The 24,858-nt window shown below is 72.7% G+C and carries 20 protein-coding genes; 9 read left to right on the forward strand and 11 right to left on the reverse strand.

Features of this window, described 5'->3' with window-relative positions; genetic code table 11:
• The first annotated feature begins 240 nt into the window (after positions 1 to 240).
• Positions 241 to 570, forward strand: coding sequence for a WhiB family transcriptional regulator (locus tag ABT232_RS08105; protein WP_351837527.1), 330 nt, complete (start codon positions 241 to 243; stop codon positions 568 to 570).
• A gap of 201 nt (positions 571 to 771) precedes the next feature.
• Here the strand turns inward: ABT232_RS08105 and ABT232_RS08110 are convergent, their stop codons facing one another.
• A complete protein-coding gene (locus tag ABT232_RS08110; protein ID WP_351837530.1) occupies positions 772 to 1,668 on the reverse strand; it encodes a LysR family transcriptional regulator in 897 nt (298 codons plus the stop codon).
• A 79-nt stretch (positions 1,669 to 1,747) separates the two neighbouring features.
• Here ABT232_RS08110 and ABT232_RS08115 point away from each other — a divergent pair, with 79 nt between their 5' ends.
• Positions 1,748 to 2,440 carry an MOSC domain-containing protein gene (locus ABT232_RS08115; RefSeq protein WP_351837533.1) on the forward strand — a complete coding sequence of 231 codons (693 nt, stop codon included), beginning with the start codon at positions 1,748 to 1,750 and terminating at the stop codon, positions 2,438 to 2,440.
• Between the two features lie 51 nt (positions 2,441 to 2,491).
• On the forward strand, positions 2,492 to 3,280 hold the full coding sequence (locus ABT232_RS08120) for an SDR family NAD(P)-dependent oxidoreductase (RefSeq protein ID WP_351837536.1): 789 nt from the start codon (positions 2,492 to 2,494) through the stop codon (positions 3,278 to 3,280).
• Here ABT232_RS08120 and ABT232_RS08125 read toward each other — a convergent pair.
• Complete coding sequence (locus ABT232_RS08125; protein WP_351837539.1) at positions 3,228 to 6,812, reverse strand: hypothetical protein; 3,585 nt, start codon at positions 6,810 to 6,812, stop codon at positions 3,228 to 3,230. The genes ABT232_RS08120 and ABT232_RS08125 overlap by 53 nt on opposite strands.
• Before the next feature lie 102 nt (positions 6,813 to 6,914).
• Here ABT232_RS08125 and ABT232_RS08130 point away from each other — a divergent pair, with 102 nt between their 5' ends.
• Positions 6,915 to 7,622, forward strand: a complete 708-nt coding sequence (locus ABT232_RS08130; protein ID WP_351837542.1) for an ester cyclase — start codon at positions 6,915 to 6,917, stop codon at positions 7,620 to 7,622.
• Between the two features lie 163 nt (positions 7,623 to 7,785).
• Here the strand turns inward: ABT232_RS08130 and groL are convergent, their stop codons facing one another.
• The 4 genes from groL to ABT232_RS08150 all read right to left on the reverse strand — a co-directional run bounded on the left by groL (position 7,786) and on the right by ABT232_RS08150 (position 11,804).
• Positions 7,786 to 9,414 carry a chaperonin GroEL gene (gene groL, locus ABT232_RS08135; protein WP_351837545.1) on the reverse strand — a complete coding sequence of 543 codons (1,629 nt, stop codon included), beginning with the start codon at positions 9,412 to 9,414 and terminating at the stop codon, positions 7,786 to 7,788.
• Between the two features lie 125 nt (positions 9,415 to 9,539).
• Positions 9,540 to 9,848: a co-chaperone GroES gene (groES, locus tag ABT232_RS08140; RefSeq protein ID WP_053135717.1), complete on the reverse strand. Its 309-nt coding sequence runs from the start codon at positions 9,846 to 9,848 to the stop codon at positions 9,540 to 9,542.
• Positions 9,849 to 10,089: 241 nt separating this feature from the next.
• Positions 10,090 to 10,884 carry a polysaccharide deacetylase family protein gene (locus tag ABT232_RS08145; RefSeq protein ID WP_351837549.1) on the reverse strand — a complete coding sequence of 265 codons (795 nt, stop codon included), beginning with the start codon at positions 10,882 to 10,884 and terminating at the stop codon, positions 10,090 to 10,092.
• Positions 10,881 to 11,804: a polysaccharide deacetylase family protein gene (locus ABT232_RS08150; protein ID WP_351837552.1), complete on the reverse strand. Its 924-nt coding sequence runs from the start codon at positions 11,802 to 11,804 to the stop codon at positions 10,881 to 10,883. Before ABT232_RS08150 ends, ABT232_RS08145 begins: the two co-directional genes overlap by 4 nt.
• 102 nt (positions 11,805 to 11,906) lie before the next feature.
• Between ABT232_RS08150 and ABT232_RS08155 the strand changes: the two genes are divergently transcribed.
• Positions 11,907 to 13,085: a class I SAM-dependent methyltransferase gene (locus ABT232_RS08155; protein WP_450871666.1), complete on the forward strand. Its 1,179-nt coding sequence runs from the start codon at positions 11,907 to 11,909 to the stop codon at positions 13,083 to 13,085.
• Positions 13,086 to 13,161: 76 nt separating this feature from the next.
• Here ABT232_RS08155 and ABT232_RS08160 read toward each other — a convergent pair whose 3' ends face one another.
• From ABT232_RS08160 to ABT232_RS08180, 5 genes are all read right to left on the reverse strand, one after another.
• A complete protein-coding gene (locus ABT232_RS08160; protein WP_351837558.1) occupies positions 13,162 to 14,418 on the reverse strand; it encodes an RNA polymerase sigma factor in 1,257 nt (418 codons plus the stop codon).
• A gap of 48 nt (positions 14,419 to 14,466) precedes the next feature.
• Positions 14,467 to 14,823: a YciI family protein gene (locus ABT232_RS08165; protein ID WP_351837561.1), complete on the reverse strand. Its 357-nt coding sequence runs from the start codon at positions 14,821 to 14,823 to the stop codon at positions 14,467 to 14,469.
• 118 nt (positions 14,824 to 14,941) lie between these two features.
• The gene (locus tag ABT232_RS08170; RefSeq protein ID WP_351837564.1) at positions 14,942 to 15,991 is read right to left on the reverse strand and encodes an LCP family protein; all 1,050 of its coding nucleotides are present in this window, start codon (positions 15,989 to 15,991) and stop codon (positions 14,942 to 14,944) included.
• A gap of 85 nt (positions 15,992 to 16,076) precedes the next feature.
• Positions 16,077 to 17,438, reverse strand: coding sequence for a glycoside hydrolase family 10 protein (locus tag ABT232_RS08175; RefSeq protein ID WP_351837567.1), 1,362 nt, complete (start codon positions 17,436 to 17,438; stop codon positions 16,077 to 16,079).
• A 724-nt stretch (positions 17,439 to 18,162) separates the two neighbouring features.
• A complete protein-coding gene (locus ABT232_RS08180) occupies positions 18,163 to 19,218 on the reverse strand; it encodes a LacI family DNA-binding transcriptional regulator (protein ID WP_351837570.1) in 1,056 nt (351 codons plus the stop codon).
• A 151-nt stretch (positions 19,219 to 19,369) separates the two neighbouring features.
• On the opposite strand from ABT232_RS08180, the gene ABT232_RS08185 reads away from it, so the two are divergent.
• Genes ABT232_RS08185 through ABT232_RS08200 form a run of 4 tightly spaced genes read left to right on the forward strand, consistent with a single transcriptional unit; the run spans position 19,370 to position 24,852 of the window.
• Positions 19,370 to 20,701 carry an ABC transporter substrate-binding protein gene (locus ABT232_RS08185; RefSeq protein ID WP_351837572.1) on the forward strand — a complete coding sequence of 444 codons (1,332 nt, stop codon included), beginning with the start codon at positions 19,370 to 19,372 and terminating at the stop codon, positions 20,699 to 20,701.
• Complete coding sequence (locus ABT232_RS08190) at positions 20,698 to 21,576, forward strand: carbohydrate ABC transporter permease (RefSeq protein ID WP_351837575.1); 879 nt, start codon at positions 20,698 to 20,700, stop codon at positions 21,574 to 21,576. Before ABT232_RS08185 ends, ABT232_RS08190 begins: the two co-directional genes overlap by 4 nt.
• A 4-nt stretch (positions 21,577 to 21,580) precedes the next feature.
• Complete coding sequence (locus tag ABT232_RS08195) at positions 21,581 to 22,483, forward strand: carbohydrate ABC transporter permease (RefSeq protein ID WP_450871662.1); 903 nt, start codon at positions 21,581 to 21,583, stop codon at positions 22,481 to 22,483.
• Between the two features lie 56 nt (positions 22,484 to 22,539).
• A complete protein-coding gene (locus tag ABT232_RS08200; protein WP_351837578.1) occupies positions 22,540 to 24,852 on the forward strand; it encodes a beta-xylosidase/alpha-l-arabinosidase in 2,313 nt (770 codons plus the stop codon).
• The last annotated feature ends 6 nt before the right edge of the window (positions 24,853 to 24,858 follow it).

The following is a 24,858-nucleotide window of genomic DNA, read 5'->3' on the forward strand; positions in this document are numbered from 1 at the left end:
GAAAGAGTTACGGGGCTGTGTGTCATCTTCGGCACTCTACGTGAGGGCGCGGACACGGTGCAGACACGCACGGCAGACCCTCAAGCTTTCATCACAACCATGCCCCATTTAGCCCTATTTCTTCCCATCTGCTGGTGTCTGAGGCTAGATTCGCAATGAGTCATATTTTCATCTCCTTAGATCGTAGATGTACGGTCGTGGGCACCGTATCCGCTCGAAACGGCTACAAGGGGTCACGCAATGGCAGATTTCTCCCGCCTTCCCGGACCGAACGCGGACTTGTGGGACTGGCAGCTCCTGGCTGCCTGTCGCGGGGTGGACAGCTCGCTCTTCTTCCATCCGGAGGGCGAGCGCGGGGCGGCACGGAGCGCTCGCGAGAACTCGGCCAAGGAGGTCTGCATGAGGTGCCCGGTCCGCGCGCAGTGCGCGGCGCACGCACTGGCGGTGCGCGAACCGTACGGCGTGTGGGGCGGGTTGACCGAGGACGAGCGCGAGGAGCTCATGGGGCGGGCCCGCCACCGGCTGGTGTCGGCGTCCGCGTCCGGCGGGAGCAGCGCTTCGAACAACTGAAGGAACGTTTCTGCAAAAAGCTTTCGGCATGCACGAAGGGCACGCACACGCGTGCCCTCGCTTCTTCCGACCCCTTTTCCTTCTTCTTCGCGACCCCGCCGGCCCGCGCCCCCTCGACGCGTCGGCCCCTCGCCCCGTCGACCCGGCGGCCGGTGAGCGCGCGGGCCCGTCAGCGCGCGGGCCCGTCAGCCCGCGGGCCCGTCAGCGTGCCGCCGCCTCCGCCAGCCGGTCCAGGGTGGCCGCCACCGCCGGCACCTGCGCCAGATCGGGCAGGGTGAGCGCGACGACCTCCCGGCGCACCGCCGGTTCCAGCGCCACCGTCCGCGCGCCCCGGGGCCGTACGGACTCGATCGCGAGCTGGGGCAGGACGGCCACTCCGAGGCCGGCGCCGACCAGGCCGACCACCGCGGGATAGTCGTCGGTGGCGAAGTCGATGCGCGGGGTGAAGCCCGCCGCCTCGCACACCTCGACCAACTGGCCGCGGCAGCGCGGGCAGCCCGCGATCCAGGGCTCGTCGGCGAGTTCGGCGATCGGGACGGAGGCCGCGCCGGACAGCCGGTGCCGCTCGGGGACGAGGACGACGAGCGGGTCGGTGAGCAGCGGCCGGACGACCAGGTCGTCCCACTCCTCGGCGCCCGCCGCCCCCTCGTACCGGAAGGCGAGCGCGATGTCGCAGTCGCCCTCGCGCAGCATCTCCACCGACCGCGGCGGCTCGGCCTCCTCCAGGGAGACCCGGGTGCCGGGGTGCGCGGCGCGCAGTGCGGCGAGGGCGGTGGGGACGAGGGTGGAGCTGCCGCTGGGGAAGGAGACGAGCCGTACCCGGCCCGCGCGCAGGCCGGCGATCGCGGCGACCTCCTCCTCCGCGGCGGTGAGCCCGGCGATGATGCCGGCGGCATGCCTGACCAGCGCCTCGCCGGCCTGGGTCAGCCGCATCTCGCGTCCGCTGCGCACCAGCAGCGGGGTGCCCACGGAGGATTCCAGGGCCTTCATCTGCTGGCTGACGGCGGGCTGGGTGCAGCCCAGTTCGCGCCCAGCGGCGGAGAAGGAGCCGGTGGCGGCGACGGCGCGCAGCACGCGCAGATGACGAGCCTCGATCACGCTTCGAGCATAAGGGAGACTTGGGTACGGAAGCGAATAATGCGTCGACACTTTGACCGCGGGGGCCTACCGTGCCGCCATGGAGCTTCTGTCAGTGAACCTGGGCCGTGCGCGGAGCGTGTCGTACACCGACCAACCGCAGGGGCTGACCGGTATCGACAAGCGGCCGGTCGACGGGCCGGTGCGGGTGGCGGCGCCGGGGCCGAAGGGCGTCGGGGCGAGCGGGCTGGCCGGGGACGCGGTCTGCGACACCCGCCACCACGGCGGCGACGACCAGGCCGTGTACGCGGTGGCCCGCGAGGATCTCGACGACTGGGAGCGCGAGCTGGGACGGCCGCTGGCCAACGGCGCGTTCGGCGAGAACCTGACCACCTCGGGCCTCGATGTATCCGGCGCCCTGATCGGCGAGCGCTGGCGGATCGGCCCGCGGGTCGTGCTGGAGGTGACCAGCGGCCGGATACCCTGCCTCACCTTCCAGGGCCATCTGGGTGAGCGGGGCTGGGTCAAGCGGTTCACGCGGCGCGGGGCACCCGGCGCCTATCTGCGGGTGATCGAGCCGGGCGAGATCCGCGCTGGCGACGCGGTGGAGATCGTCCACCGCCCCGGCCACGACGTGACGGTCGCCCTGCAGTTCCGGGCGGTCACCACCGAGCGGGAGCTGCTGCCCCGGCTGCTCGCGGCGGGCGAGGCGCTGCATCCGGAGGAGCTGGCGGCGGCGCGGGCGTACCTGGCGAAGTACGGCGCGAAGCACCGGGCCGAAAGCGGCTCCTGAACGGCCGTCACGCGAGCGGACGGCTTCCGTCCGGGTCACTACCCTTGCTGCATGACAACGGCTCTGATTACGGGATCGACCGCGGGAATCGGTGCCGCCTTCGCACGGCGGCTGGCGGCTGACGGGCACGACCTCGTCCTGGTGGCGCGGGACACCAAGCGCCTTCGGGAGCAGGCGACCGAACTGCACGACCGGCACGGCATCGAGGCCGAGGTGCTGACGGCGGACCTCGCCACGGACGACGGCATCGAGACGGTGGCCGCCCGCCTCGCCGACCGCAAGAACCCCGTCGACCTCCTGGTGAACAACGCCGGGTTCGGCAACAAGGGCCGCTATCTCGACGTGCCGATGGCCGACGAGCTGAAGATGCTGAAGGTGCACTGCGAGGCGGTGCTGCGCCTCACCTCGGCGGCGACGGACGCGATGCGCGAACGCGGACGGGGCGGTGTCGTGAACGTCGCCTCCGTCGCGGCCTTCGTCCCGCGCGGGACCTACGGCGCCTCCAAGGCGTGGGTGGTCCAGTTCACCCAGGGCGCCGCGAAGGACCTGGCGGGCAGCGGCGTGCGCCTGATGGCCCTGTGCCCCGGCTTCGTCCGCACCGAGTTCCACCAGCGCGCCGGAATGGGCACGGACAACATCCCGGGCTGGATGTGGCTCGACGCCGACAAGCTGGTCGCGGCGGCCCTGTCCGACCTGGCCCGCGGCAAGTCCCTGTCGATCCCGGACCCGCGCTACAAGGTCCTGATGGGCGCGGCGAAGCTGGTGCCGCGCGGCATGCTCGGGGGCCTCAGCTCGCGGGCCGGCCGGAAGTACGGGCCGGAGCACCGGGCTCGGGGCTGAGCGGTGCGCGGGCCGCGTGCAGCGCCTCGGTGACCAGGGGGACGACACCGGGGTCCAGACGCACCAGCGTGCGCAGGCACTCTCCCAGCGTCTCGTGCCGCACCGCGCGGGCCAGGAGCTTTCGGCCCCGCGGGGCGGGCACCACCGGGGCGAGCGCCAGCCAGATCTGGACGCGGTCGCGGTCCGGCATTTGGGCCGTCTCCGCGATGCGCGCCTGTTCGTCGGCCATGGCGGCCCGTCCGGCCTCCGCCAGCGCGCGCACCAGGGCCTTCCGCGCGTCCCGGTGCGGACGTTCGGCAGCCAGCCGGTCGACGAACCGCACCGCCCGCTCGTGTTCCCCGGCCCGCACCAGAGCGTGGACGACCTGGCCGTGGACGCCCGACAGCGGCTGCCCGGCGTCCTCCCACCGGGACAGCAGCGCATCGCCGTCGGTGCACAGGCCCAGCGTGAACTGCGCGTGCAGGATCTCCGGGAGCGCGGTGAAGGAGTCGGATCGGTGCTGGTTCGAGAGCGCCGTGTCCAGCGCCTCCCGCGCGGCCGGGTGATCGCCGGCCCGCGCCAGGGCCGCGGCCGTCCTCGCCCAGGCGCTCGCCCGGCGCTTCGGGTCCGCCGTCCCGTCCGCGAGGGCGCGGGCCCGGGCCGTGTCACCGGCGTCCGCCGCGCTCACGACGATCTCGTCCCGCAGCACGTCGCCCAGCGACGGCTCCACGGCCGCCGCCAGCGCCTCCGCCCGGTCGAACTCCCCGGCCGCGCACAGTCGCTCGTTCAGCGTGAACCGCGCGAAGGTTCCCGCGGGTGAGTCCTCCAGCCGCCGCACCAGTTCCTCCGCGGCGTCGAAGCACCCGGCCCATGACAGCGCCTCGGCCAGCCGGCCCGTCTCCACCTGCCAGGTGACGGTCATCGCCGGCTGCTCGTCGGGCCCGGGCCGCGGCACCTCGCGCTCGGCGAGCGTCAGCGCCGACCGGGCCTCGTCGAGGAAGCCCTCCGCCGCGAGGCTCTGGGCCACATGGGTGGGGTGGAGGCTGCCGCCGCGGCGGGAGCCCCGGATCCTCCCTTGCGTCTCGGACACCACCGCTTCGACCGCGTCGGCGCTCGCGCGGCCGGACCCGGCTGCCGCGACGGCGCCTCGGACGAGGGCGTCGTGCGCGTGGAGTGTGTCGGCGTCGTGGGCCAGCCGCCGGGCCCGGTCCAGCTCTCCCAGCCGTGCCCACGCCTCGATCACCCGGCCCACCGGATGAAGGCCCGCGTCGACGTCACCGGCGTTCAGGGCGAGGTGCTCCGCCCGCTCCGTCCGGCCCGCCGAGATCAGTGCGTCCACCAGCGCGTTCATGGCCATCGCGCGGTGGAACGCGTGCTTGATGCCCTCCGCCGTGGCCAGCGCCCGCCGGTAATCGCCCGCCGCGGCCAGCCCGGCGACCAGGTCCACCGGCAGCTGCTCGCGCGTCTGCGGGTCCTCGATCCGTTCGGCCAGGTCCCGCGCCCGGGCCTCGTCCCCGGCCGCGGTCAGCGCCCGCACCACCCACCGCAGCGACTGGTCGGTGTCCGCGTCCGGCCCGGCTTCGCGGATCAGGGCCAGGGCCCGCTCGCACTCACCGGACTCCGCGAGCGCTTCGACCACGTCCGGCAGGAACATGGGCCCGACCTGGTCCGCGTCCGGTCCGGCCAGGACGTCCCGCGCCTCGCGCGGCCGGCCGGAACGATGCAGTGCCCAGGCGACCCGCGCCAGGACCAGGGCCCGGCCGCCGGCGGCGGAGGCGGCCAGCGCGCGGGCCCGGTCCAGCAGGCCCCGGATCGCGGCGACGACCGCCACGGCCGCCAGCCCGACAGCGCGCGTCCACTCGTCCGTCTCCTGCCGGCAGAGCGCCTCGGCCCGGTCGAAGTCTCCGCTCTCCGCGTGCGGTCGGGCCAGGTCGGACAGCAGTTCCGCCCGGACCTCCCGGTCGAGGACGACGCTCAGCAGGCGCTCGGCACGGTCGAGCCGGCCGATGAGCGTCCAGCCCCGGCCGATGTCGGCCAGCGCCTGGTCCCTCTCGTCCCCCAGCGCGAAGCGGTCGTCGAAGGCCCAGCCCTCCGCCTCCACGAGGAGTTCGGCGGCCTTCGCGCGCTCGCCGCGTGCGGCGTGCTCGCCGCTGATGTCCGCCAGGGCCAGTGCCCGCCAGTCCAGGCTCGGGATGCTGCGGGCCAGGGCACCCGCGCGCTCGAACCGCCCGAGCGCCGCCCAGGCCCACGGCACCACGCGGGTCATGAAGTCGTTGCGGTTCTCCAGCTCCTCGCGGCGCAGCGCCAGGCGGAACACGTCCCGCAGGTCCGGCACCCCGGCTTCGGCGACCAGGTCCTCGGCCGCGCGGATCTCGGCGAGCGCCGCCGCGTCACCGCCGGTGACCTGGAGCATCCGCTCGTGGCGCGACAGGTCGACGACGCAGGCGACCAGCCGCGGCAGGTCCTTGCGGGCGCGGAGCATGCGGAAGTAGCCGTGGAGCAGATAGCGGGGCGTCTCCTCGGGCCAGCCGCGCTCCCGCCACGCGTCGGCCCAGCCGTGCAGTCTCTCCCGGCACCGCCCCAGCTCCTCCTCCCCCAGCATCTCCACCGCCTGCCGCTGCAACTCCTCGTGGCCGAGGAGGTACTCGCCCGCGCGCGCCGCGAAGGTGCGGCCGGCGCGGGTGCGCAGGGTGTCCTGGACGCGGTACGGCACCGCGCCGGTCAGGGCCGTCAGGTCGGCCGCGGTGAGGCCGCCGCCCGCGGCGGTGACCAGGGCCAGCAGGTCGTGCTCCAGTCCGCCGGCCGCGATGAGCTGCTTCAGCTCGCGTTCCGCCTCGGTGCGCACGGCCTGCGCGTACGGCGACGGGGCCAGCGTGCGGACGGTCGCGGGGTCGTGCAGTGGGTGGCCGGCGGGGACGTCGCCGGGCAGGGGCGGGTCGAGGCGGCCGGCGACCAGGACGCGCATCGGCGGGTCGGGGCGGGCGGGCAGGAGGCTGGCGATGCTGTGCGCGTCCGGCCCGGTGGTGACGCCCCGGTCCTCGTCCAGGCCGTCGACCAGGAGGACCAGGCGTTCACCGCGGGCGGCGCAGGCCCGGGCGGCGGCGCCGTAGAGGTGGAGGAGGTGGGCCTCACGGGTGGCGTCGGTGAGGTGGGCGGGCAGCGTCTCACCGGCCAGCTCGGCAAGCTGTTCGAGGACGACGTCGACGTAGGCCGTCACGTCGTTCTGGGCGCCGAGGCGGGCCGTGACGAAGAACGGGACGATCCGCACACCGGTCGGCGGACGCAGCGCGAACCAGGCGAGCAGTGCCGTCTTGCCCGCCCAGGCGCCGGCGCGCCACCAGGCGTACGCGGGCCCGGAGTCGGCGCAGCAGAAGGCGGCCAGTTCCGTCAGCTCGCTCTCACGGCCGACGAGTTCCGGCGGCGCGATACGGCGGACCTGTTCCCAGTACGCCGAGCGGACGGGCGGGGTCAGGTGGACCTGGTTGCCGTCGCCGGTGACCGCCACCCCGATGTCCCGGCCCGCGGCCACCGACCGCCTCCCCCACCAGCGCATGGCGTCATGATGCCAAACCAGGCGCCGCGCAAGGGGCGCGTCGGCGTCGCGGTGGGAGAATGTAGACGTTCAGCCGGACCCAGGGGGGCCGGAGGCGGCGACATGACTTTTGTGCAGGTCATCGACTGCAAGACCAGTCGGTTCGAGGAGATCGACCGGCTGATGGACAGGTGGGTCGACCAGACCAAGGGGAAACGCACGGCGACGCACAGCCTGATCGGCAAGGACCGCTCGGACGCGTCGCACTTCATCGAGATCGTGGAGTTCCCGTCGTACGAGGAGGCGATGCGGAATTCCAATCTGCCGGAGACGGACCGGATCTTCCGGGACATGGTCGCGCTCTGCGACGAGATGCCGACGTTCACAGATCTGGACGTGGTGCGGGACGAGCAGTTGTCCACCGGCACGGTGCGGCGGTTCTTCGAGCTGCTGGGCAGGGCCGGGGAGCTGCCGCCGCTGGACGAGGTGATGGCGGAGCACTACCACGACCACGATCCGGCGAACGACCAGGACGTGATCGGGATGGATCACATGCGGCGGCAGCTGCGGGTCTGGCGCGACGGCTTCGACTTCCGGTTCAGCGTGGAGGATCTGATCGCCGAGGGCGACCGGGTGTGCGCGCGGTGGTTCTGGAAGGCGACGCACAAGGGTGAGTTCCTGGGCATCACGGCCACCGGGCGGGAAGTCACCATGAGCGGCACGACCGTCTTCCGCTGCGGCAAGGACGGGAAGATCGTCGAGGGCTGGTGGGAGTACGACCGGATGGGGCTGATGGAGCAGCTGGGGATGTTCGAGGAGCTGGAGCGTTAGCGCCTCAGCGCCTGCGCTCACCCCGACCCGCTCCCGTCGACCCGCGGTGCTTCCGTCGACCCCGGTGCTTCCGTCGACCGCGGTGCTTCATGACCCGCGAGGGGAAACGGGAAGGCCCGGCACCCATCGGGTGCCGGGCCTTCCTGCTGACCGCGGTGTCGCGTCAGTGCGCGTGGCCGTGGCTGTGGCCGTGGCCGGCGGCCTCCGGCTCCTCTTCCTTCTTCTCGACGACCAGGGTCTCGGTCGTGAGCAGCAGGGAGGCGATGGAGGCGGCGTTCTCCAGGGCGGAGCGGGTGACCTTGACCGGGTCGATGACGCCGGCCTTGACCAGGTCGCCGTACTCACCGGTGGCGGCGTTGAAGCCCTGGCCCTTGTCGAGCTCGGCGACCTTGGAGGTGATGACGTAACCCTCCAGGCCGGCGTTCTCGGCGATCCAGCGCAGCGGCTCGACGGCGGCGCGGCGGACGACGGAGACACCGGTGGCCTCGTCGCCGGTCTTGCCGAGGTTGCCCTCCAGGACCTTCACGGCGTGGACCAGAGCGGAGCCACCACCGGAGACGATGCCCTCCTCGACCGCGGCGCGGGTCGCGGAGATGGCGTCCTCCAGACGGTGCTTCTTCTCCTTCAGCTCCACCTCGGTGGCGGCGCCGACCTTGATCACGCACACGCCGCCGGCCAGCTTCGCGAGGCGCTCCTGGAGCTTCTCGCGGTCCCAGTCGGAGTCGGTGTTCTCGATCTCGGCCTTGATCTGCGCGACGCGGCCCTGCACGTCCTCGGACTTGCCGGCACCGTCGACGATGGTGGTGTCGTCCTTGGTGACGGTGACGCGGCGGGCGCTGCCGAGGATGTCCAGACCGACCTGGTCGAGCTTGAGGCCGACCTCCTCGGAGATGACGGTGGCGCCGGTGAGGACGGCCATGTCCTGGAGCATCGCCTTGCGGCGGTCGCCGAAGCCGGGCGCCTTGACGGCGGTGGCGTTGAAGGTGCCGCGGATCTTGTTCACGACGAGGGTGGAGAGCGCCTCGCCCTCGACGTCCTCGGCGATGATCAGCAGCGGCTTGGAGGCGTTCGACTGGATGATCTTCTCCAGCAGCGGCAGGAGGTCCGCGATGGCGGAGATCTTGCCCTGGTGGATGAGGATGTACGGGTCCTCCAGGACCGCTTCCATGCGCTCCTGGTCCGTCACGAAGTACGGGGACAGGTAGCCCTTGTCGAAGGCCATGCCCTCGGTGAAGTCCAGCTCCAGGCCGAAGGTGTTGGACTCCTCGACGGTGATGACACCGTCCTTGCCGACCTTGTCCATCGCCTCGGCGATGAGCTCGCCGACCTGCTGGTCCTGGGCGGACAGCGCGGCGACGGCGGCGATGTCGGACTTCTCGTCGATCGGGCGGGCGGTCGCCAGCAGCTCGTCGGAGACGGCCTTGACCGCGGCGTCGATGCCCTTCTTGAGGGCGGCCGGGGAGGCGCCGGCGGCGACGTTCTTCAGACCCTCGCGCACCAGGGCCTGGGCCAGGACGGTGGCGGTGGTGGTGCCGTCACCAGCGATGTCGTTGGTCTTGGTCGCCACCTCCTTCACCAGCTGGGCGCCCAGGTTCTCGTACGGGTCCTCGACCTCGACCTCGCGGGCGATGGTGACACCGTCGTTGGTGATGGTGGGGGCACCGAACTTCTTGTCGATGACGACGTTGCGGCCCTTGGGGCCGATCGTCACCTTCACCGTGTCGGCAAGCTTGTTGACGCCGCGCTCAAGGGCGCGACGGGCGTCCTCGTCGAACTTCAGGATCTTCGCCATGGCAGCGGGAGCCCTCTCGGAAAGTCAGGGGTAAAGAAACTGCGCCCCGGGCGCCCGGCTTCTTAGGGGTCGCGGGGGGCCAGGGGCGCAGCTGAAGCAAAGTGCCTCGGGTGAAGCCGGTGGGACTACTTCTCGATGATCGCGAGAACGTCGCGGGCCGAGAGGACGAGGTACTCCTCGCCGTTGTACTTCACCTCGGTGCCGCCGTACTTGCTGTAGAGCACGACGTCGCCGACGGAGACGTCGAGCGGAAGACGGTTGCCGTCCTCGAAGCGGCCCGGGCCCACGGCCAGGACGACGCCCTCCTGGGGCTTCTCCTTGGCGGTGTCCGGGATGACCAGGCCAGAGGCGGTGGTCTGCTCGGCGTCGAGCGGCTGGACCACGATGCGGTCCTCGAGCGGCTTGATGGCAACCTTGGAGCTGGTGGTCGTCACGATCCGACCTCCCCCTTCGGAGATCTCACGGGGTTAACTGTCTGAGGTGGCGACCAGGTGGATCCGTCGTCGCGGGTGCCGGACCTGCCCGTCGCGTGTTTGGCACTCTCCAGGGGGGAGTGCCAGACCTGAGACTATGACCGCGATTAGCACTCGGTCAAGCGGAGTGCCAATTGCCGTGCGTCGCGCCCGCGGAGTTCACCTGTGAGCGTGGGTTCTCCTGGGCTCCCGCCCGGCTCTCCTACAGGTAGTGCTCCAGGTTTCCCACCGTCAGGCCCGCCTCCTGGATCCGCCGCAGCAGCCGCACCGTGCGCTCCTTGAGACTCGGCGTCAGGGTCTCCGTCGCCGGGACGGCGATGATGTCGCCGGGGCGCAGTCGGCGGGCGCCGGTGGTGTAGGCGAGGTCGGCGGCGGTCATGGTGGCGCGCCAAAGGACCACCGCGCGCACACCGCAGTCGGCGGCCGCCCGGAGCGTGGTGGCGTCGTAGGTGCCGTACGGCGGCCGGAAGAGGTGGGGGCGCAGGCCGAAGCGGGCCTGGAGCTTGCGCTGCTGGCCGCAGATCTCGGCGCGCTGGCCGGCGTAGGGCAGGCCGCGCAGGGCGGCGTGGTCGAGGGTGTGGTTCTGCAGGCCGGCGCCGACCGAGCGCAGACGGGCGAAGTGGGCGTAGCCGGGGCCGGCGACGCTGTCGGTGAGGAACATGGTGACCGGCAGGCGCAGTTCGCGGACCAGGTCGACGAAGCGGGGGTCCTTCTCGGCGCCGTCGTCGTAGGTGAGGAAGACGACCTTGTCGCGGGTGGCGACGCGGTCGACGACCGGCGGTGGGCCCGGTGCGGGCGGGGCGGGCCGGGCCGGGGGCACGGGCGGTGGGGCCAGCGGTTCGGCGAGGCCCCAGCGCAGGTACGGCGGCGAGGACGGGTCCCGGCGGTCCGGTGCCGAGCCGGGCGCCCCGCGCACTCCCGCCGTGGCGGCGCAGCCGCTCACCAGCAGGAGGAGCAGGGACAGCGCCGCCGCGGCCGTCCGCCGGCCCGGCCTCACAGGTAGTCCTCCAGGCGGGCCACGGCGTACCCCTCGGCGGTGACCTTCTCCAGGAACCGGCGGACCATGTCGGGCATGGTGCCCTGCCAGTCGCCCTTGCCGCGGAAGTGGCTGAGGACGATGTCGCCGCGGCGGATCCGCCGGTCCCACTCGCGGTACTCCCAGCGATCGACGAAGACCTCCTCGTTCCACAGCGGCGCGTACCGCACACCGCAGGTCTTGGCGGCGCGCAGGGTGTCCTGGTTGTAGTTGCCGAAGGGCGGGCGGAAGAGCAGGGGGCGCTTGCCGTAGCGCTCCTCGATGACGTCCTGCATGCCGCAGATCTCGCGCTTCTGCTGCGCGTAGGACAGCCCCGGCAGGTACGGGTGGTGGAGGGTGTGGTTGTTGAGCGGCGCTCCGGCGTCCTGCATCCGCGCGAAGTAGCCGTAGTCCTCCTTCACCAGGTAGTCGCTGAGGAAGGCGGTGTACGGGATCTTCAGCTCGCTCATCATCCGCAGGAACGCCGGGTCCTTCTCGGCGCCGTCGTCGATGGTGAGGAAGACGACCTTGTCCTCGGTGGGGACGGTGGTGAAGACCGGGGGCAGGCCCAGCTCCCGGTGCCGGTCGACTTCGAAGCCGTCGCGGGTGGTGATCCGCGGCTTCTTCGCCGGGGGCGGCGGGGCCTTGAGCGGGACCCGCGTCAGGCCCCAGCGCTTCGCGGCGGCCGCGCGGGCGGCGTGCTCGGCCTGCAACCGGGAGGCGTAGGCGTCGAGCGCGCGGGCCGCGGGCGCCTGGAGGGGCCGCTGCTGGCCGGAGGCGGGTTCGGCCGCCCCGCCGCCGCCCAGGGCGCAGCCGGAGACGAGAGCCGCGGCGGCGAGGGCGACGACGCCGGTACGGAGACCAACCACCCCGCGCTTTTCATTTTGTACGACTTGTCGCATGCTGCCGGATCTTCTCAGCCGCCGGCCCCGCACCCCGGCCGACACCGCCACCGGCGGCACACCGTCCACCGACTGGCCGACAATGAGCCGGTGAACAACCCGGTGAACGACCTGAACGCCCTGCGCACCCCCGAGGGCCGCGCCCTCCTCGACGAGGTGCGCGGCACCGACCCCGCCCGCGAGCTCGCCGTCGCCACCCGGCTGCGCCGCGACCACCCGGCCGAGCTGGTGTCGGCGGCGCTGGGCCAGGCGCGGCTGCGGCAGCGGGCCGTGGCCAAGTTCGGGGCCGCGGACGCCGAGCGGATGTTCTTCACGCCCAACGGGGTGGAGCAGTCGACCCGGGCGAGCGTCGCCGCGTACCGGGCACGGCGGATGCGCGAGCTCGGCGTGACCTCGCTGGCCGACCTGTGCTGCGGGATCGGCGGGGACGCGATCGCGCTGGCGCGGGCCGGGATCCGGGTGCTCGCCGTCGACCGGGACCCGCTGACGGCGGCGGTCGCGCGGGCCAACGCCGAGGCGCTGGGGCTGGCGGAGCTGATCGAGGTGCGGGAGGCGGACGTCACCGAGGTGGACACCGCCGGGCACGACGCCGTGTTCGTCGACCCGGCCCGGCGCGGCGGTGGCCGGGCGGGCGGGCGGATCTTCGACCCGGAGGCCTACTCGCCGCCGCTGTCCTGGGCCGTGGAGACCGCCCGGCGGGCCCCGCACGCCGCCCTCAAGGTGGCTCCCGGCATCCCGCACGAGGTGGTGCCGGAGGCCGCCGAGGCCGAGTGGATCTCGGACGGCGGGGACGTGAAGGAGGCGGTGCTGTGGTTCGGCACCGAGCCCGGACGGGTGCGCGCCACCCTGCTGCCCGGGCCGCGCACCCTGCTCTCGCGCGGCCTGCCGGACCCGGCGGTGCGACCGCTCGGCCGGTACCTCTACGAGCCCGACGGCGCGGTCATCCGGGCGCATCTGGTCGCCGAGGCGGCCGCCGAACTGGACGGCGGGCTCCTCGACGAGACCATCGCGTACATCACGGCCGACGCGCTGCGGCCGACCCCGTACGCCACCGCCTACGAGATCACCGACCGGCTGCCCTTCAACGTCAAGAAGCTGAAGGCACTGCTGCGCGAGCGCCAGGTCGGCGTCCTCACCGTCAAGAAGCGCGGCTCGGCGGTCGAACCGGAGGAGCTGCGCCGCAAGGCCCTGCCCAGACCCCATGGCAAGAACGCCGTGACGGTCTTCCTGACCCGGGTGGCGGGAGCCCCGACGATGCTGCTGGGCCACCCGGCGGCGTAGCCACGTCGGTGATTCGGCAACGCGGCGAGCGCGCGTGCCAGGCGCCGCGGAGCAGGCGGGAATCGTCAGACAGGCCCTAACCGCACTCGCGGGCCCGGCGCTCCAGCAGTTCGCGCTCGCGGGTGTTGCGGGTCAGGGTCGCCGCGCGGGCGAACTCCGCGCGGGCCTCCTCGGTGCGGCCGAGGCGGGCCAGGAGGTCACCGCGGACGCTCGGCAGCAGGTGGTAGTCGCGCAGGGCGGGGGCGAGGGTGTCGACGAGGGCGAGGGCGGGTCCGGGGCCCTCGGTCATGGCGACGGCCACCGCGCGGTTGAGTTCGACGACCGGGGAGGGGGCGCGGGCGGCGAGCAGGGCGTACAGGGCGGCGATGCTGCGCCAGTCGGTCTCCTCGTACGTGTAGGCGCGCGCGTGGCAGGCGGCGATGGCGGCCTGGAGGACGTACGGTCCCGGCGCCCCGCCCGCGGTGGCCTCGGCGCGGGCGAGCGCGGTCACGCCGCGGGCGATGAGCATGCGGTTCCAGCGGCGCCGGTTCTGGTCCCGGAGCAGGACGGGCTCGCCGTGCGGGCCGGTGCGCGCGGCGGTGCGGGACGCCTGGAACTCCAGCAGGGCCGTCAGCCCGTGCACCTCCGGCTCCTTGGGCATCAGCGCGGACAGCACCCGCGCCAGGCGCAGGGCGTCCTCGCACAGGGACGGACGCAGCCAGTCGTCGCCGGCGGTGGCCGCGTACCCCTCGTTGAAGATCAGGTAGATCACGTCGAGGACCGAGCCCAGCCGGGCCTCGCGTTCGGGGCCGTAGGGCACCTCGAAGTCGACGTTGCGCGCGGCGAGGGTCCGCTTGGCGCGCACGATCCGCTGGGCCACCGTCGCCTCCGGGACCAGGAACGCGCGGGCGATCTCCGCCGTGGTCAGCCCGCCGAGCAGCCGCAGGGTGAGGGCGATGCGGGCGTCGGCGGACAGCGCCGGATGGCAGGCGGTGAAGACCAGGCGGAGCAGGTCGTCGTCGATGTCGTCGGGGTCGGCGGGCTCCTGCGGCGGGGCCGTCTCCGTCAGGTCCCGGCCGATCTCGGCGAGCTTGCGGGCGTAGGTCTCCCGGCGGCGGACCAGGTCGACGGCACGGTGCCGGGCCGCGGTCGTCAGCCAGGCGCCCGGGCGGTCCGGCACCCCCTCGCGCGGCCACTGCTCCAGCGCGGCGACCAGCGCGTCCCCCGCCAGTTCCTCGGCGATCCCGACGTCCCGGACGACGCGGGCGACGGCGGCGACGACCCGCGGGTACTCCATGCGGAAGACGGTCTCGATGGCCCGCCGGGTGGCCTCGGCGGTGGGCTGTGCGGTCACAGCCCACCATCAGACACCCGTACGGCGGCACGGCCAAGCAGGCGCCGCTCAGCCCTCGTCGACCTCGCGCACCTCACAGGTGATCGTCCAGTGCGGCTCGTGGACCTTCAGGAACCGCTTGGTCCACTCCAGGGCCTCGGCCCGGTCCTTGCACTGCATCAGCGCGTACCCGCCGATGACCTCCTTGGCCTCCGTGAACGGTCCGTCGGTGACGGACAGCTCGCCGCCCTGCCAGTGCACGCGCGTGCCCTGGGCGCTGGGTGTCAGTCCGGCGGTGTCGAGCATGACGCCCGCCTTGGTCATCTCCTCGATCAGCTCGCCCATCCGCTGCATCAGCTCGGGGCTCGGGCCCTCGGCGGGCGCGTTGTCCTCGTCCACACGGATCAGCGACAGATAGCGCGGCATGGTGACTCCTCGATTCGACACGTGGGGGCGGGTCGTTCCCGGCCTCTCACCCCTGCGTCGATCGGGAGACACCCGGATCGACACGCTCGCCGGAAAAACTTCCGCGAGGTGCCGCCGCTCAGCGCAGCGACTCCCACAGCTTCCCGGCCTCCGGCTCGTCGGCCACCACCCGGTTGCGGTCGGACGGGGCCGGGACGACCGGCATGGTGACTGTCGTGACGCCGTCCGCCGAGAGGCCGTGCACACTGCGGCCGAGGTCGATCAGCTCGCCGAGCGAGTCGAGGCCGGTGTCGGTGGTGAGGCTGCCGGTGACCGCGTCGGCGACGTCGTAGAGCCGGGCGGGGTCGGTGAGCAGGCTGGTGTCCGACATCCGCTCCAGCAGCGCCTTGACCAGGAGCTGCTGGAGGCCGATCCGGCCGAGGTCGCTGCCGTCGCCGATGCCGTGCCGGGTGCGGGCCAGTCCGAGGGCCTGCTCGCCGTCGAGGTGGTGGGTGCCGGCGTCCAGGTGCAGATGGCTCTGGTCGTCGTCGATGTCCTCCTCGGTGGTGACGGTGACCCCGCCGAGGGCGTCGACCAGAGCCGCGAAACCGGCGAAGTCGATCTCGACGAAGTGGTCCATGCGGACGCCGGTCAGCGACTCCACCGTCTTCACCGCGCAGACCGGACCGCCCACGCTGTAGGCGCTGTTGAACATCGCGCCGTACGCCTCGGCCGTCTCGCCGCCGGACTCCAGCGGGCAGGACGGCCGGGTGACCAGGGTGTCGCGCGGGATGCTCACCACGGTGGCCGCGGTGCGTCCCGCGTCCAGGTGGACGACCATCGCGGTGTCGGAGCGGGCGCTGCCGGCCTCGCCGCCGCCCAGTTCCCGGTTCTCCTCGCCGTCACGCGAGTCGGAGCCGAGGACCAGGATGTTCAGTGCCTCGCTGGGCAGCGCGGAGGCGGAGGCCCCGGCGGACGGGGTGGTCACCGCCCGGGCGGGGCGGTCGTCGCCGAGAGCGCTGTTGATGTCGACGCCGGTGATGTTGTCGTTCAGCTGCCAGTAGGCCCAGCCGGCCGCGCCGGCGCTCAGCACCAGCAGTGCCGCGAGGGTGAGGCCGGCGGCCTTCCACAGCCGTGACCGCCGGCCCACTGGTCTGCCCTCGTCCCCGTTGTCGTCAAGTCCCGCCACAGAGAGGAACGTAAGTCCGAATTATTACGAGCAGGAACGCCGGGGCGTCTTTTCTTGGGAAAATCTCAGATTCCGCCGCCGGATCTCATCCCAGCGTCACCACGGGCACCGGGTTGCTCCCGCTCCACGACCCGTTGAATCCGAACGTCACCGAACCGCCGTTCGGCACGGAGCCGTTGTAGGACGCGTTGGCGCAGCTGACCGCGGTGCCGGACTGGGTGCAGTTCGCGTTCCACGCCTGGGTGATCCGCTGGCCCGCGCCGAAGGTCCAGTTCGCCCTCCAGGAGGACAGCGAGGCGCCGTCGCAGGCGATCCGCACCTGGCCGGTGAAGCCGGTGTTCCACTGGTTGACCACGCTGTACGTCGCCGTGCAGCCGCCGGGTCCGGGCCCACCGCCGCCGTCGCCGCCGAGGGACTCGGAGATGGCCCAGTAGGCCGGCTTCGGGGCGTAGTTCTCGTCGTACGGCAGCGGCGCGCCGTAGCCGTCGAAGACGTCCGGCACCCAGGAGTCGGCGTCGCCGAAGCCCCACACCGTGACGCCGGTGCAGCGGGCGACGGCGAGGCAGGCGTTCATGACGGCCTTGTAGTCGGCGGCCTGCTGGGCCAGCTTCGCCTCGGTCGCCGGCAGCTGCATCCGGATGTCCAGCTCGGTGATGGCCACGTCGACGCCGAGGTCGGCGAAGCGCTGGATGTTCTGCTGGAAGGTGGACGGCACCTGACCGAGGATCAGGTGGGCCTGGAGGCCGACGCCGTCGATCGGGACGCCGCGCTCCTTCAGCGACTTGACCAGGTTGTACAGGGCGGTGCTCTTCGCGTTGACGCCCTCGACGTTGTAGTCGTTGATGTACAGATCGGCGGCGGGGTCGGCGGCGTGGGCCCAGGTCAGGGCGTCGGCGATGTAGTCCGTGCCGAGGTTCTGGGACCACAGGGTCTGCCGGTACGTGCCATCCTCGTTGAACGCCTCGTTGACCACGTCCCAGGCGGCGATCCTGCCCTTGTAGCGGCCGGCCTCCGTGGCGATGTGGTTCTGGAGGATGGTGCGCAGCTCGGCCGGGGTGAAGGAGCCGTTGGCCAGCCAGCCCGGGTTCTGGCTGTGCCAGACCAGGGTGTGGCCGCGGACCTGCTGCCCGTTGGCCTCGGCGAAGTTCACGATCTGGTCGGCCTCGGCCCAGTTGTAGGTGCCGCGGCTCGGCTCCACCGACTCCCACTTCATGGCGTTCTCGGGCGTGACGAAGTTGAACTCCTCCGCCGCGATCGCGCTGTAGGTGCCGGAGAGCTTGGAGCCGGCGATCGCCGTGCCGATCACCTTGCCCTTGGCGTCGGCCAGGTCGCGCAGCGGCACGTCAGCGGCCTGCGCACCGGGCGCCGCGGCCAGCATCGCGCCCAGCGTGGCGGCCAGCGCGGCCGCCGCCGCGCCCAGGGAGAAGCCGGATCTCAGAGATCTCATGCGGGTGCCTCCGAAAGTTTCGGTCGTCCAACCGATTGGCTTCGGAGGAGTGTTGAGTGCGACGGCGCCCCCGTCAATACGGCAACTTTCAGCCACCCCCGCCCGAACCACCGCCCGGCGGCCGCCCCGCGCGCCCGAACCGACGGCACCCTCCACGAGAACCCAGGGCATCCGCGCCGCCTGAGCCGACACGGGTGGACGCGACGCGCGCACCGTGAGAACCGCGGGCAATCGTGCCGCCTGAGCCGACACCGGTGGACGCGACGCACGCACCGTGAGAACCGCGGGCAATCGCGCCCCCTGAGCCCCCACGGGCGGGCGTGACGGCACCCGCCGACACCGGCCCGCTCCCCGAATTACGGCACTTCCGCGAGAACCGCGGGCATTCGCGCCCCCTGAGCCGACAACGGTGGACGCGACGCGCGCACCGCGCAAACCGCGGGCAATCGTGCCGCCAGGGGCGGCACGGGTGGGCGCGGCGGCACCCCGGGGACGCCGGGCAGCGCAATCCGCCCCGAGCCGCCATCACCGGGCGCGCGACACCCCACGGCTCCGCACAATCGTCCGCGCTCAGCGCGCCACCGACGCCGGCCGACCCATCCCACCCCGAGCCGCCATCACCAGGCACGCGACACCCCACGAGCCGCTCAGCACCCCGCCGACGCCGGGCAGCGCAACCCACCCCGAGCCGCCATCACCAGGCGCGCGACACCCCACGCGCCGCTCAGTGCGCCGCCGGCGCCGCCGTGCTGCTGCGGACCACCAGGCTCGTGGCCAGTTCCACCCGCCTCGCCGCCGGCACGGCGTCGGCGCCGCGGCCCAGCTCCAGCACCAGCCGGGCCGCCGCCTCCGCCATCTCGGTCAGCGGCTGCCGTACGGTCGTCAGCGGCGGTCCGACCCAGCGGGCGACCGGCAGATCGTCGAAGCCGACCACGCTCAGGTCCTCCGGCACCCGCAGCCCCAGCTCCCGCGCCGCCTCGTACAGCCCGAGCGCCTGGAGGTCGTTCCCGGCGAAGACGGCGGTGGGGCGGTCGGGTCCGCGCAGCAGTTCGAGGCCAAGACGGTAGCCGGACTCGTGATGGAAGTCCCCGGCCTTGATCAGCGAGGGGTCGACCGGCACGCCGGCGGTCTCGAGCGCCGCCCGGTAGCCGTCGACCCGCGCCCGGCTGCACATCATGCGCGACGGTCCGCTGATCGCGCCGATCCGCCGGTGCCCGAGATCCACCAGATGCCGGGTGGCGGCCAGCCCGCCCTGCCAGTTGGTGGCGCCGATCGACGGCACGTCGGAGCCCGGGTCGCCGGCCGGGTCCATCACCACGAACGGGATGGAGCGGCTGGTCAGCAGCGCCCGCTGGGACTCGTCCAGCTCGGACAGCACCAGGATCACACCGTGCGGCCGGCGCGCCGCGACCTGGTCGGCCCAGGTCCGCCCGGGGGTCAGCCGCCCGGCGCTCTCGGACAGCACGACGCTCAGCCCGGCGTCCCGCGCCACGTTCTCCACACCCCGGATGACCTCCAGCGCCCAGGCGCTCTCCATCTCGTGGAAGACGAGGTCGATCAGCGGCGACCGGGTCGCCTCGGCCCGCCGCCGCCGGTACCCGTGGGCACGCAGCAGTTCCTCCACGCGGTTGCGGGTGGCCGGAGCGACGTCGGCCCGTCCGTTGAGGACCTTCGAAACAGTCGGCGCGGACACGCCCGCCTCACGGGCGATCTCCGCGAGCGTCGCGGTCTGGGCCGACCGCCGTGCCGTCTGGGTTTGAGCGCGTTCCGGTGGAGTCATGCCCGCGATCGTATCTCTGCGCGACCTCTTGACGGACCCCGCGCGGCGCCTTACGTTCCCGGAACATTCGGAATTCACTCCGAAACATTCGCACCATCTTCGCCCGATCATGCGCCCGTCCGGGCGTCCAGAAAGCCGAGAGGTTGCTGCCATGGGGTCCCACACGTCCACCGGCGGACGTTCGTTCAGCAGACGCTGGGTGCTCGGCGCCGGCGCCACCGGCCTGCTCACCACCGGCCTGACCGCCTGCGGCTCAGGCGGCGGCTCCGGCAGCGGCGGCTCGACGCTCACCGCCTTCGTCTACGGCGACGACGCCGTGAAGGTCCAGCAGGCGGCCGTGGACCGCTTCAACAAGTCCGCCGCCGCGAAGAAGGCCGGCGGGAAGATCAAGCTGGAGAAGGTCCCCGGCTCCGACTACTCACCCAAGCTGCGCACGGCGATGGGCTCGCCCGGCGCCCCGGACGTCTTCTTCAACTGGGGCGGCGGCTCGATCAAGCCGTACGTGGAGGCGGACAAGCTCGTCGACCTGACCGACATCATCGAGAACGACGAGGTGCTGAAGAACGGCTTCCTGCCGTCGGTGCTCGCCGCCGGCGACCTCAAGGGCCGCCACTACGGCATCCCGATGCGCGGCATGCAGCCGGTGATCCTCTTCTACAACAAGTCGTTGTTCGCCGAGCACAAGCTCCAGCCGCCCACCACCTGGGACCAGCTGCTCGACAACAACGCCAAGCTGAAGAAGGCCGGCATCACCCCGTTCGCGCTCGGCGGCTCCGACCTGTGGCCGGAACTGATGTGGCTGGAGTACCTGGTGGACCGCCTGGGCGGCCCGGAGGTCTTCAAGCGCATCCAGGACGGCGACGCCGAGGGCTGGGGCGACCCGGCGGTGCTGAAGGCGGCCGAGATGGTGAAGCAGCTCGTCGACGACGGTGCCTTCGGCTCGAAGTTCACCTCGGTGTCGTACGTCAACGGCGGCGCCCCGGCCGTCTTCGCCAAGGGCAAGGCGGCGATGCACCTGATGGGCTCGTGGGAGTACTCCACGCAGCTCGGCAAGTTCCCCGAGTTCGCCGAGAAGGACCTGGGCTGGGCGCCGTTCCCGAAGATCGAGGGCGGCACCGGCGACTCCCGCAACGTCGTCGGCAACCCCACCAACTACTGGTCCATCAACTCCCGCGCCAAGAACCGCGACGCGGCCATCGCCTTCCTCCGCGAGTGCGCGTCCCGGCAGTACGCCAAGGACCTGGTCGCCAACGGCGACGTGCCGACGACGTCGAACGCGGCCCTGCTGCTCGGTGACGCGCCCAACGCCGAGTACGCCCGCTTCCAGTACCAGATGGTCGAGGAGGCCCCGGCCTTCACCCTCTCCTGGGACCAGGCACTCGGCGACGAGCTGGGCACGAGGATGCACACCGAGATCGGCAAGCTGTTCGCGGGGAAGTCGTCGCCGAGCCGGTTCGTGGCGGCCTGCAAGGAGCTGAAGTGAGCAAGGCCCGGGCCACGCCCGCCAGGGCCCGGGCGGGGCGTCCGCACGCCGCCTGGGCCCTGCCGGGGGTACTGTTCTTCGCTTTCTTCGCGGTCGTCCCGATGGCGCTGGCCTTCTACCTCTCGTTCACGAAGTGGGACGGCCTGGGCGATCCGCGGCTCGTCGGCCTCGACAACTGGTCGAGGCTGCTGGACGACCCGCGGATCACCCAGTCGCTGTGGCTGACCGTGCTGCTGACGGTGTGCAGCTGGCTCTTCCAGACGGTCGTCTCGCTGCTCCTCGGGGTCTGGGCGGCGGGCCCGCAGCGCAACCGGGCGGTCCTTTCGGCGGTCTTCTTCCTGCCGCTGCTGCTCTCCTCCACCGCCATCGCGGTGCTCTTCTACGCCCTGCTCGACCCGAACTTCGGCATCATCCAGAAGGACACCCTCGGCTCGTCGAGCGGCGCCTTCCTCGCGATCGTGTTCGTCGGCGGCTGGCAGTTCATGCCGCTGCACACGCTGATCTACCAGGGCGGCGCCCGCCAGATCCCCGCGGTGCTCTACCAGGCGGCGGCCATCGACGGCGCCGGCCGCTACCGCCAGTTCTTCTCGATCACCCTGCCGCAGCTGCGGCACACGGTCACCACCTCCAGCGTGCTGATCATCGTCGGCTCGCTGACGTACTTCGAGACGGTGCTGATCCTCACCAAGGGCGGCCCCGGCACCGACACGGCGGTCCTGCCGTACCTGATGTACGAGGCGGGCTTCAAGACGTACGACTTCGGCTACGCCAGCGCCATCGCGTCCTCCCTGGTCCTGGCGGCCACCGGGCTCTCGCTGCTGCTGGTGCGGCTGACCGGTTTCGGCACCATGCGCAGCACCCGCGAAGGGATGTGACGGAGTGTCACACGATACGTTGCCGCGGCCCGCGAAGCTGCGCGAGCCCGACCGGCAGCCGCCGCGGGCGCCCCGCCGCCGCCGGCACTGGACGAAACGCGCCAACCCGGTCGCCGGCCTGGGGTCCCTCGTCTGGCTGATCGTGGTCCTGATCCCGATCTACGCGATGCTCTCCGCCTCGCTCACCCGCCAGGACCAGTCCCTCACCGGCAACCCCCTCAAGCCCCCGTCCGACCCCACCCTCGACAACTACGACACCGTCCTGAACAGCGGCTTCGGCCATCTGCTCGCCAACACCGCGATCGTCGCGGTGGCGGTGGTCGGCATCGTCCTCGCGCTCGGCGTCCCGCTGGCCTACGTGGCGGTCCGCACCGGCAACCGCTGGTCCGGCGCCGCGTTCCGGCTGTTCCTGCTGGGCGTGGCGATCCCGGCCCAGGCGGTCGTCGTCCCGCTCTACCTGCTGATCGCCAAGCTCAACCTGTACGACACCCTGCTCGCGGTGATCCTGCCGACGGCGGCCTTCGCGATGCCGGTCTCGGTGCTGATCCTCACCGGCACCCTCCGGGACATCTCCGAGGAGCTGTACGAGGCGATGTCCCTGGACGGCGCCTCCTCGCTGCGGATGCTGTTCCAGCTGGTGATCCCACTGGCCAAGGGCGGCATCAGCACGGTCGTGATCTACTCCGCGCTCCAGGCCTGGAACGGTTTCCTCTTCCCGCTGATCTTCACCCAGTCGGACGGCCCGCGGGTCCTCACCCTCGGACTCTTCAACTACGTCAGCCAGTTCGGGGTGAACGTCCCCGCGCTGCTGGCCTCCGTCGTCCTCTCCGGCATCCCGATCTTCGCCGTGTACCTGGTGGCCCGCCGTGCCCTGGTCAGCGGCCTGATGGGGGTGGGCGGCAAGTGAAGCCGGCTTCCGCACCCACCACGGCCTCCGCGCCCTCCGCTACCGACAGGAGTTCCATGACCACCCCTTGGCGTGACCCCGCCCTGCCCGCCGCCGCCCGCGTCGAGGACCTGCTGGCCCGGATGACCCTCGAGGAGAAGACGGCACAGCTGTACGGCATCTGGGTGGGCGCGACCACGGACGGCGCCGGGGTCGCCCCCCATCAGCACGACCTGACCGCCGACCGCTCCGATGAGGAGTGGGAGGAGCTGATGACCCGCGGCCTCGGCCAGCTCACCCGCCCCTTCGGCACCGCCCCCGTCGACCCGGAGATCGGCGCCCGCTCGCTGGCCAGCGCCCAGCGCCGGATCGTGGACGCGGGCCGGTTCGGCATCCCCGCGCTCGCGCACGAGGAGTGCCTGGCGGGCTTCACCGCGTGGGGCGCGACGGCGTACCCGGTGCCGCTGGCCTGGGGCGCCACCTTCGACCCGGACCTGGTGGAGGAGATGGCCCGCCGCATCGGCCACGACCTGCGCTCGGTCGGCGTGCACCAAGGCCTCGCGCCGGTGCTGGACGTCGTTCGCGATCTGCGCTGGGGCCGGGTGGAGGAGACCATCGGCGAGGACCCGTACCTGGTCGGCACGGTCGGCGCGGCCTATGTGCGGGGCCTGGAGTCCACCGGGATCGTCGCCACCCTGAAGCACTTCGCCGGCTACGCCTCCTCGGCCGGCGCGCGGAACCTGGCCCCGGTGCGGGCCGGGCTGCGGGAGCTCGCGGACGTCACCCTGCCGCCGTTCGAGCACGCGCTGCGCGAGGGCGGCGCCCGCTCGGTGATGGCGGCGTACACCGAGACGGACGGCGTGCCGGCCTCGGCCGACCCCGCCCTGCTCACCGGGCTGCTGCGGGAGCGCTGGGGCTTCACCGGCACGGTGGTGGCCGACTATTTCGGCATCACCTTCCTCCAGAGCCTGCACCGCGTCGCCGGCACCCCCGCCGAGGCCGCCCACGCGGCGCTCGCCGCCGGCATCGACGTGGAGCTGCCGACGGTGGCCGGCTACGGCGAGCCGCTGCTGGAGGCGGTCCGGGCGGGCGAGGTCCCCGAGGAACTGGTCGACCGCGCGGTCCGCCGGGTGCTGACGCAGAAGTGCGAGCTGGGCCTGCTCGACGAGGACTGGACACCCGAGCCGTCCGGCCCGATCGACCTGGACTCGGCGGCGAACCGGGCGCTGGCCCGGAAGCTGGCGGAGGAGTCGGTGGTGCTGCTGGCCAACCCGGACGGCCTGCTGCCGCTGTCGCCGGACGCCCGGATCGCCGTCGTCGGCCCCCGCGCGGCCGACCCGCTGGCCATGCTCGGCTGCTACTCGTTCCCCTCCCACGTGGGCGTCCAGCACCCCGAGACACCGATGGGCATCGAGATCCCGACCCTGCTGGAGTCCCTGCGCGCCGAACTCCCCGACGCCAAGGTGACCTACGCGCCGGGCTGCGACACCTCCGATCCGGACACCTCCGGCTTCGAGGAGGCGGTGGCCCGCGCCGCCGAGGCCGACGTCTGTGTGGCGGTGCTCGGCGACCGGGCGGGCCTGTTCGGGCGCGGCACCTCCGGCGAGGGCTGCGACGCCACCGACCTGCGGCTGCCCGGTGTGCAGGCCGAGCTGCTGGACGCGCTGGTGGCGACCGGCGTGCCGGTGGTCCTGGTGCTGCTCACCGGCCGCCCCTACGCGCTCGGCCGCTGGGACGGCCGGCTCGGCGCGGTCGTCCAGGCGTTCTTCCCCGGCGAGGAGGGCGGTCCCGCGGTGGCGGGCGCGCTGTCGGGCCGGGTGAACCCGTCCGGCCGGCTCCCGGTGAGCGTGCCCCGCGAACCGGGCGGCCAGCCGTGGACGTACCTCCAGCCGCCGCTCGGCCTGGCGGGCGAGGTCAGCAACCTGGACCCGACCCCGCTCCACCCGTTCGGCCACGGCCGCTCGTACACGACGTTCGCCTGGGAGGACGTCACCGGCACCGCCCCGGAGATCGCCACGGACGGCTCCTACGACCTCTCGGTCACCGTCCGCAACACCGGCGACCGCGCGGGCGCCGAGGTCGTCCAGCTGTATCTGCACGACCCGGTCGCCACCGTCACCCGTCCCGACGTCCGGCTGGTCGGCTACCGGCGCCTGCCGCTGGAGCCCGGCGAGGCGGCCCGCGTGACCTTCCGCTTCCCGGCGGACCTAGCCGCGTTCACCGGCCGCGACGGCCGGCGCGTGGTGGAACCCGGCGCGATCCAGCTGCGGCTGGCCGCCTCCAGCGCCGACGTACGGCACACGGCGGAACTGACCCTGGCGGGGCCGGAGCGGGAGCTGGGGCCGGACCGGGTGCTGCGCTGCGAGACGGAGGTACGGCCGCTGGACTGAGGCGGG

Origin of the sequence: Streptomyces sp. NPDC001532, from assembly GCF_040298625.1 — a bacterium.
In the GTDB taxonomy this organism is placed as follows: domain Bacteria; phylum Actinomycetota; class Actinomycetes; order Streptomycetales; family Streptomycetaceae; genus Streptomyces.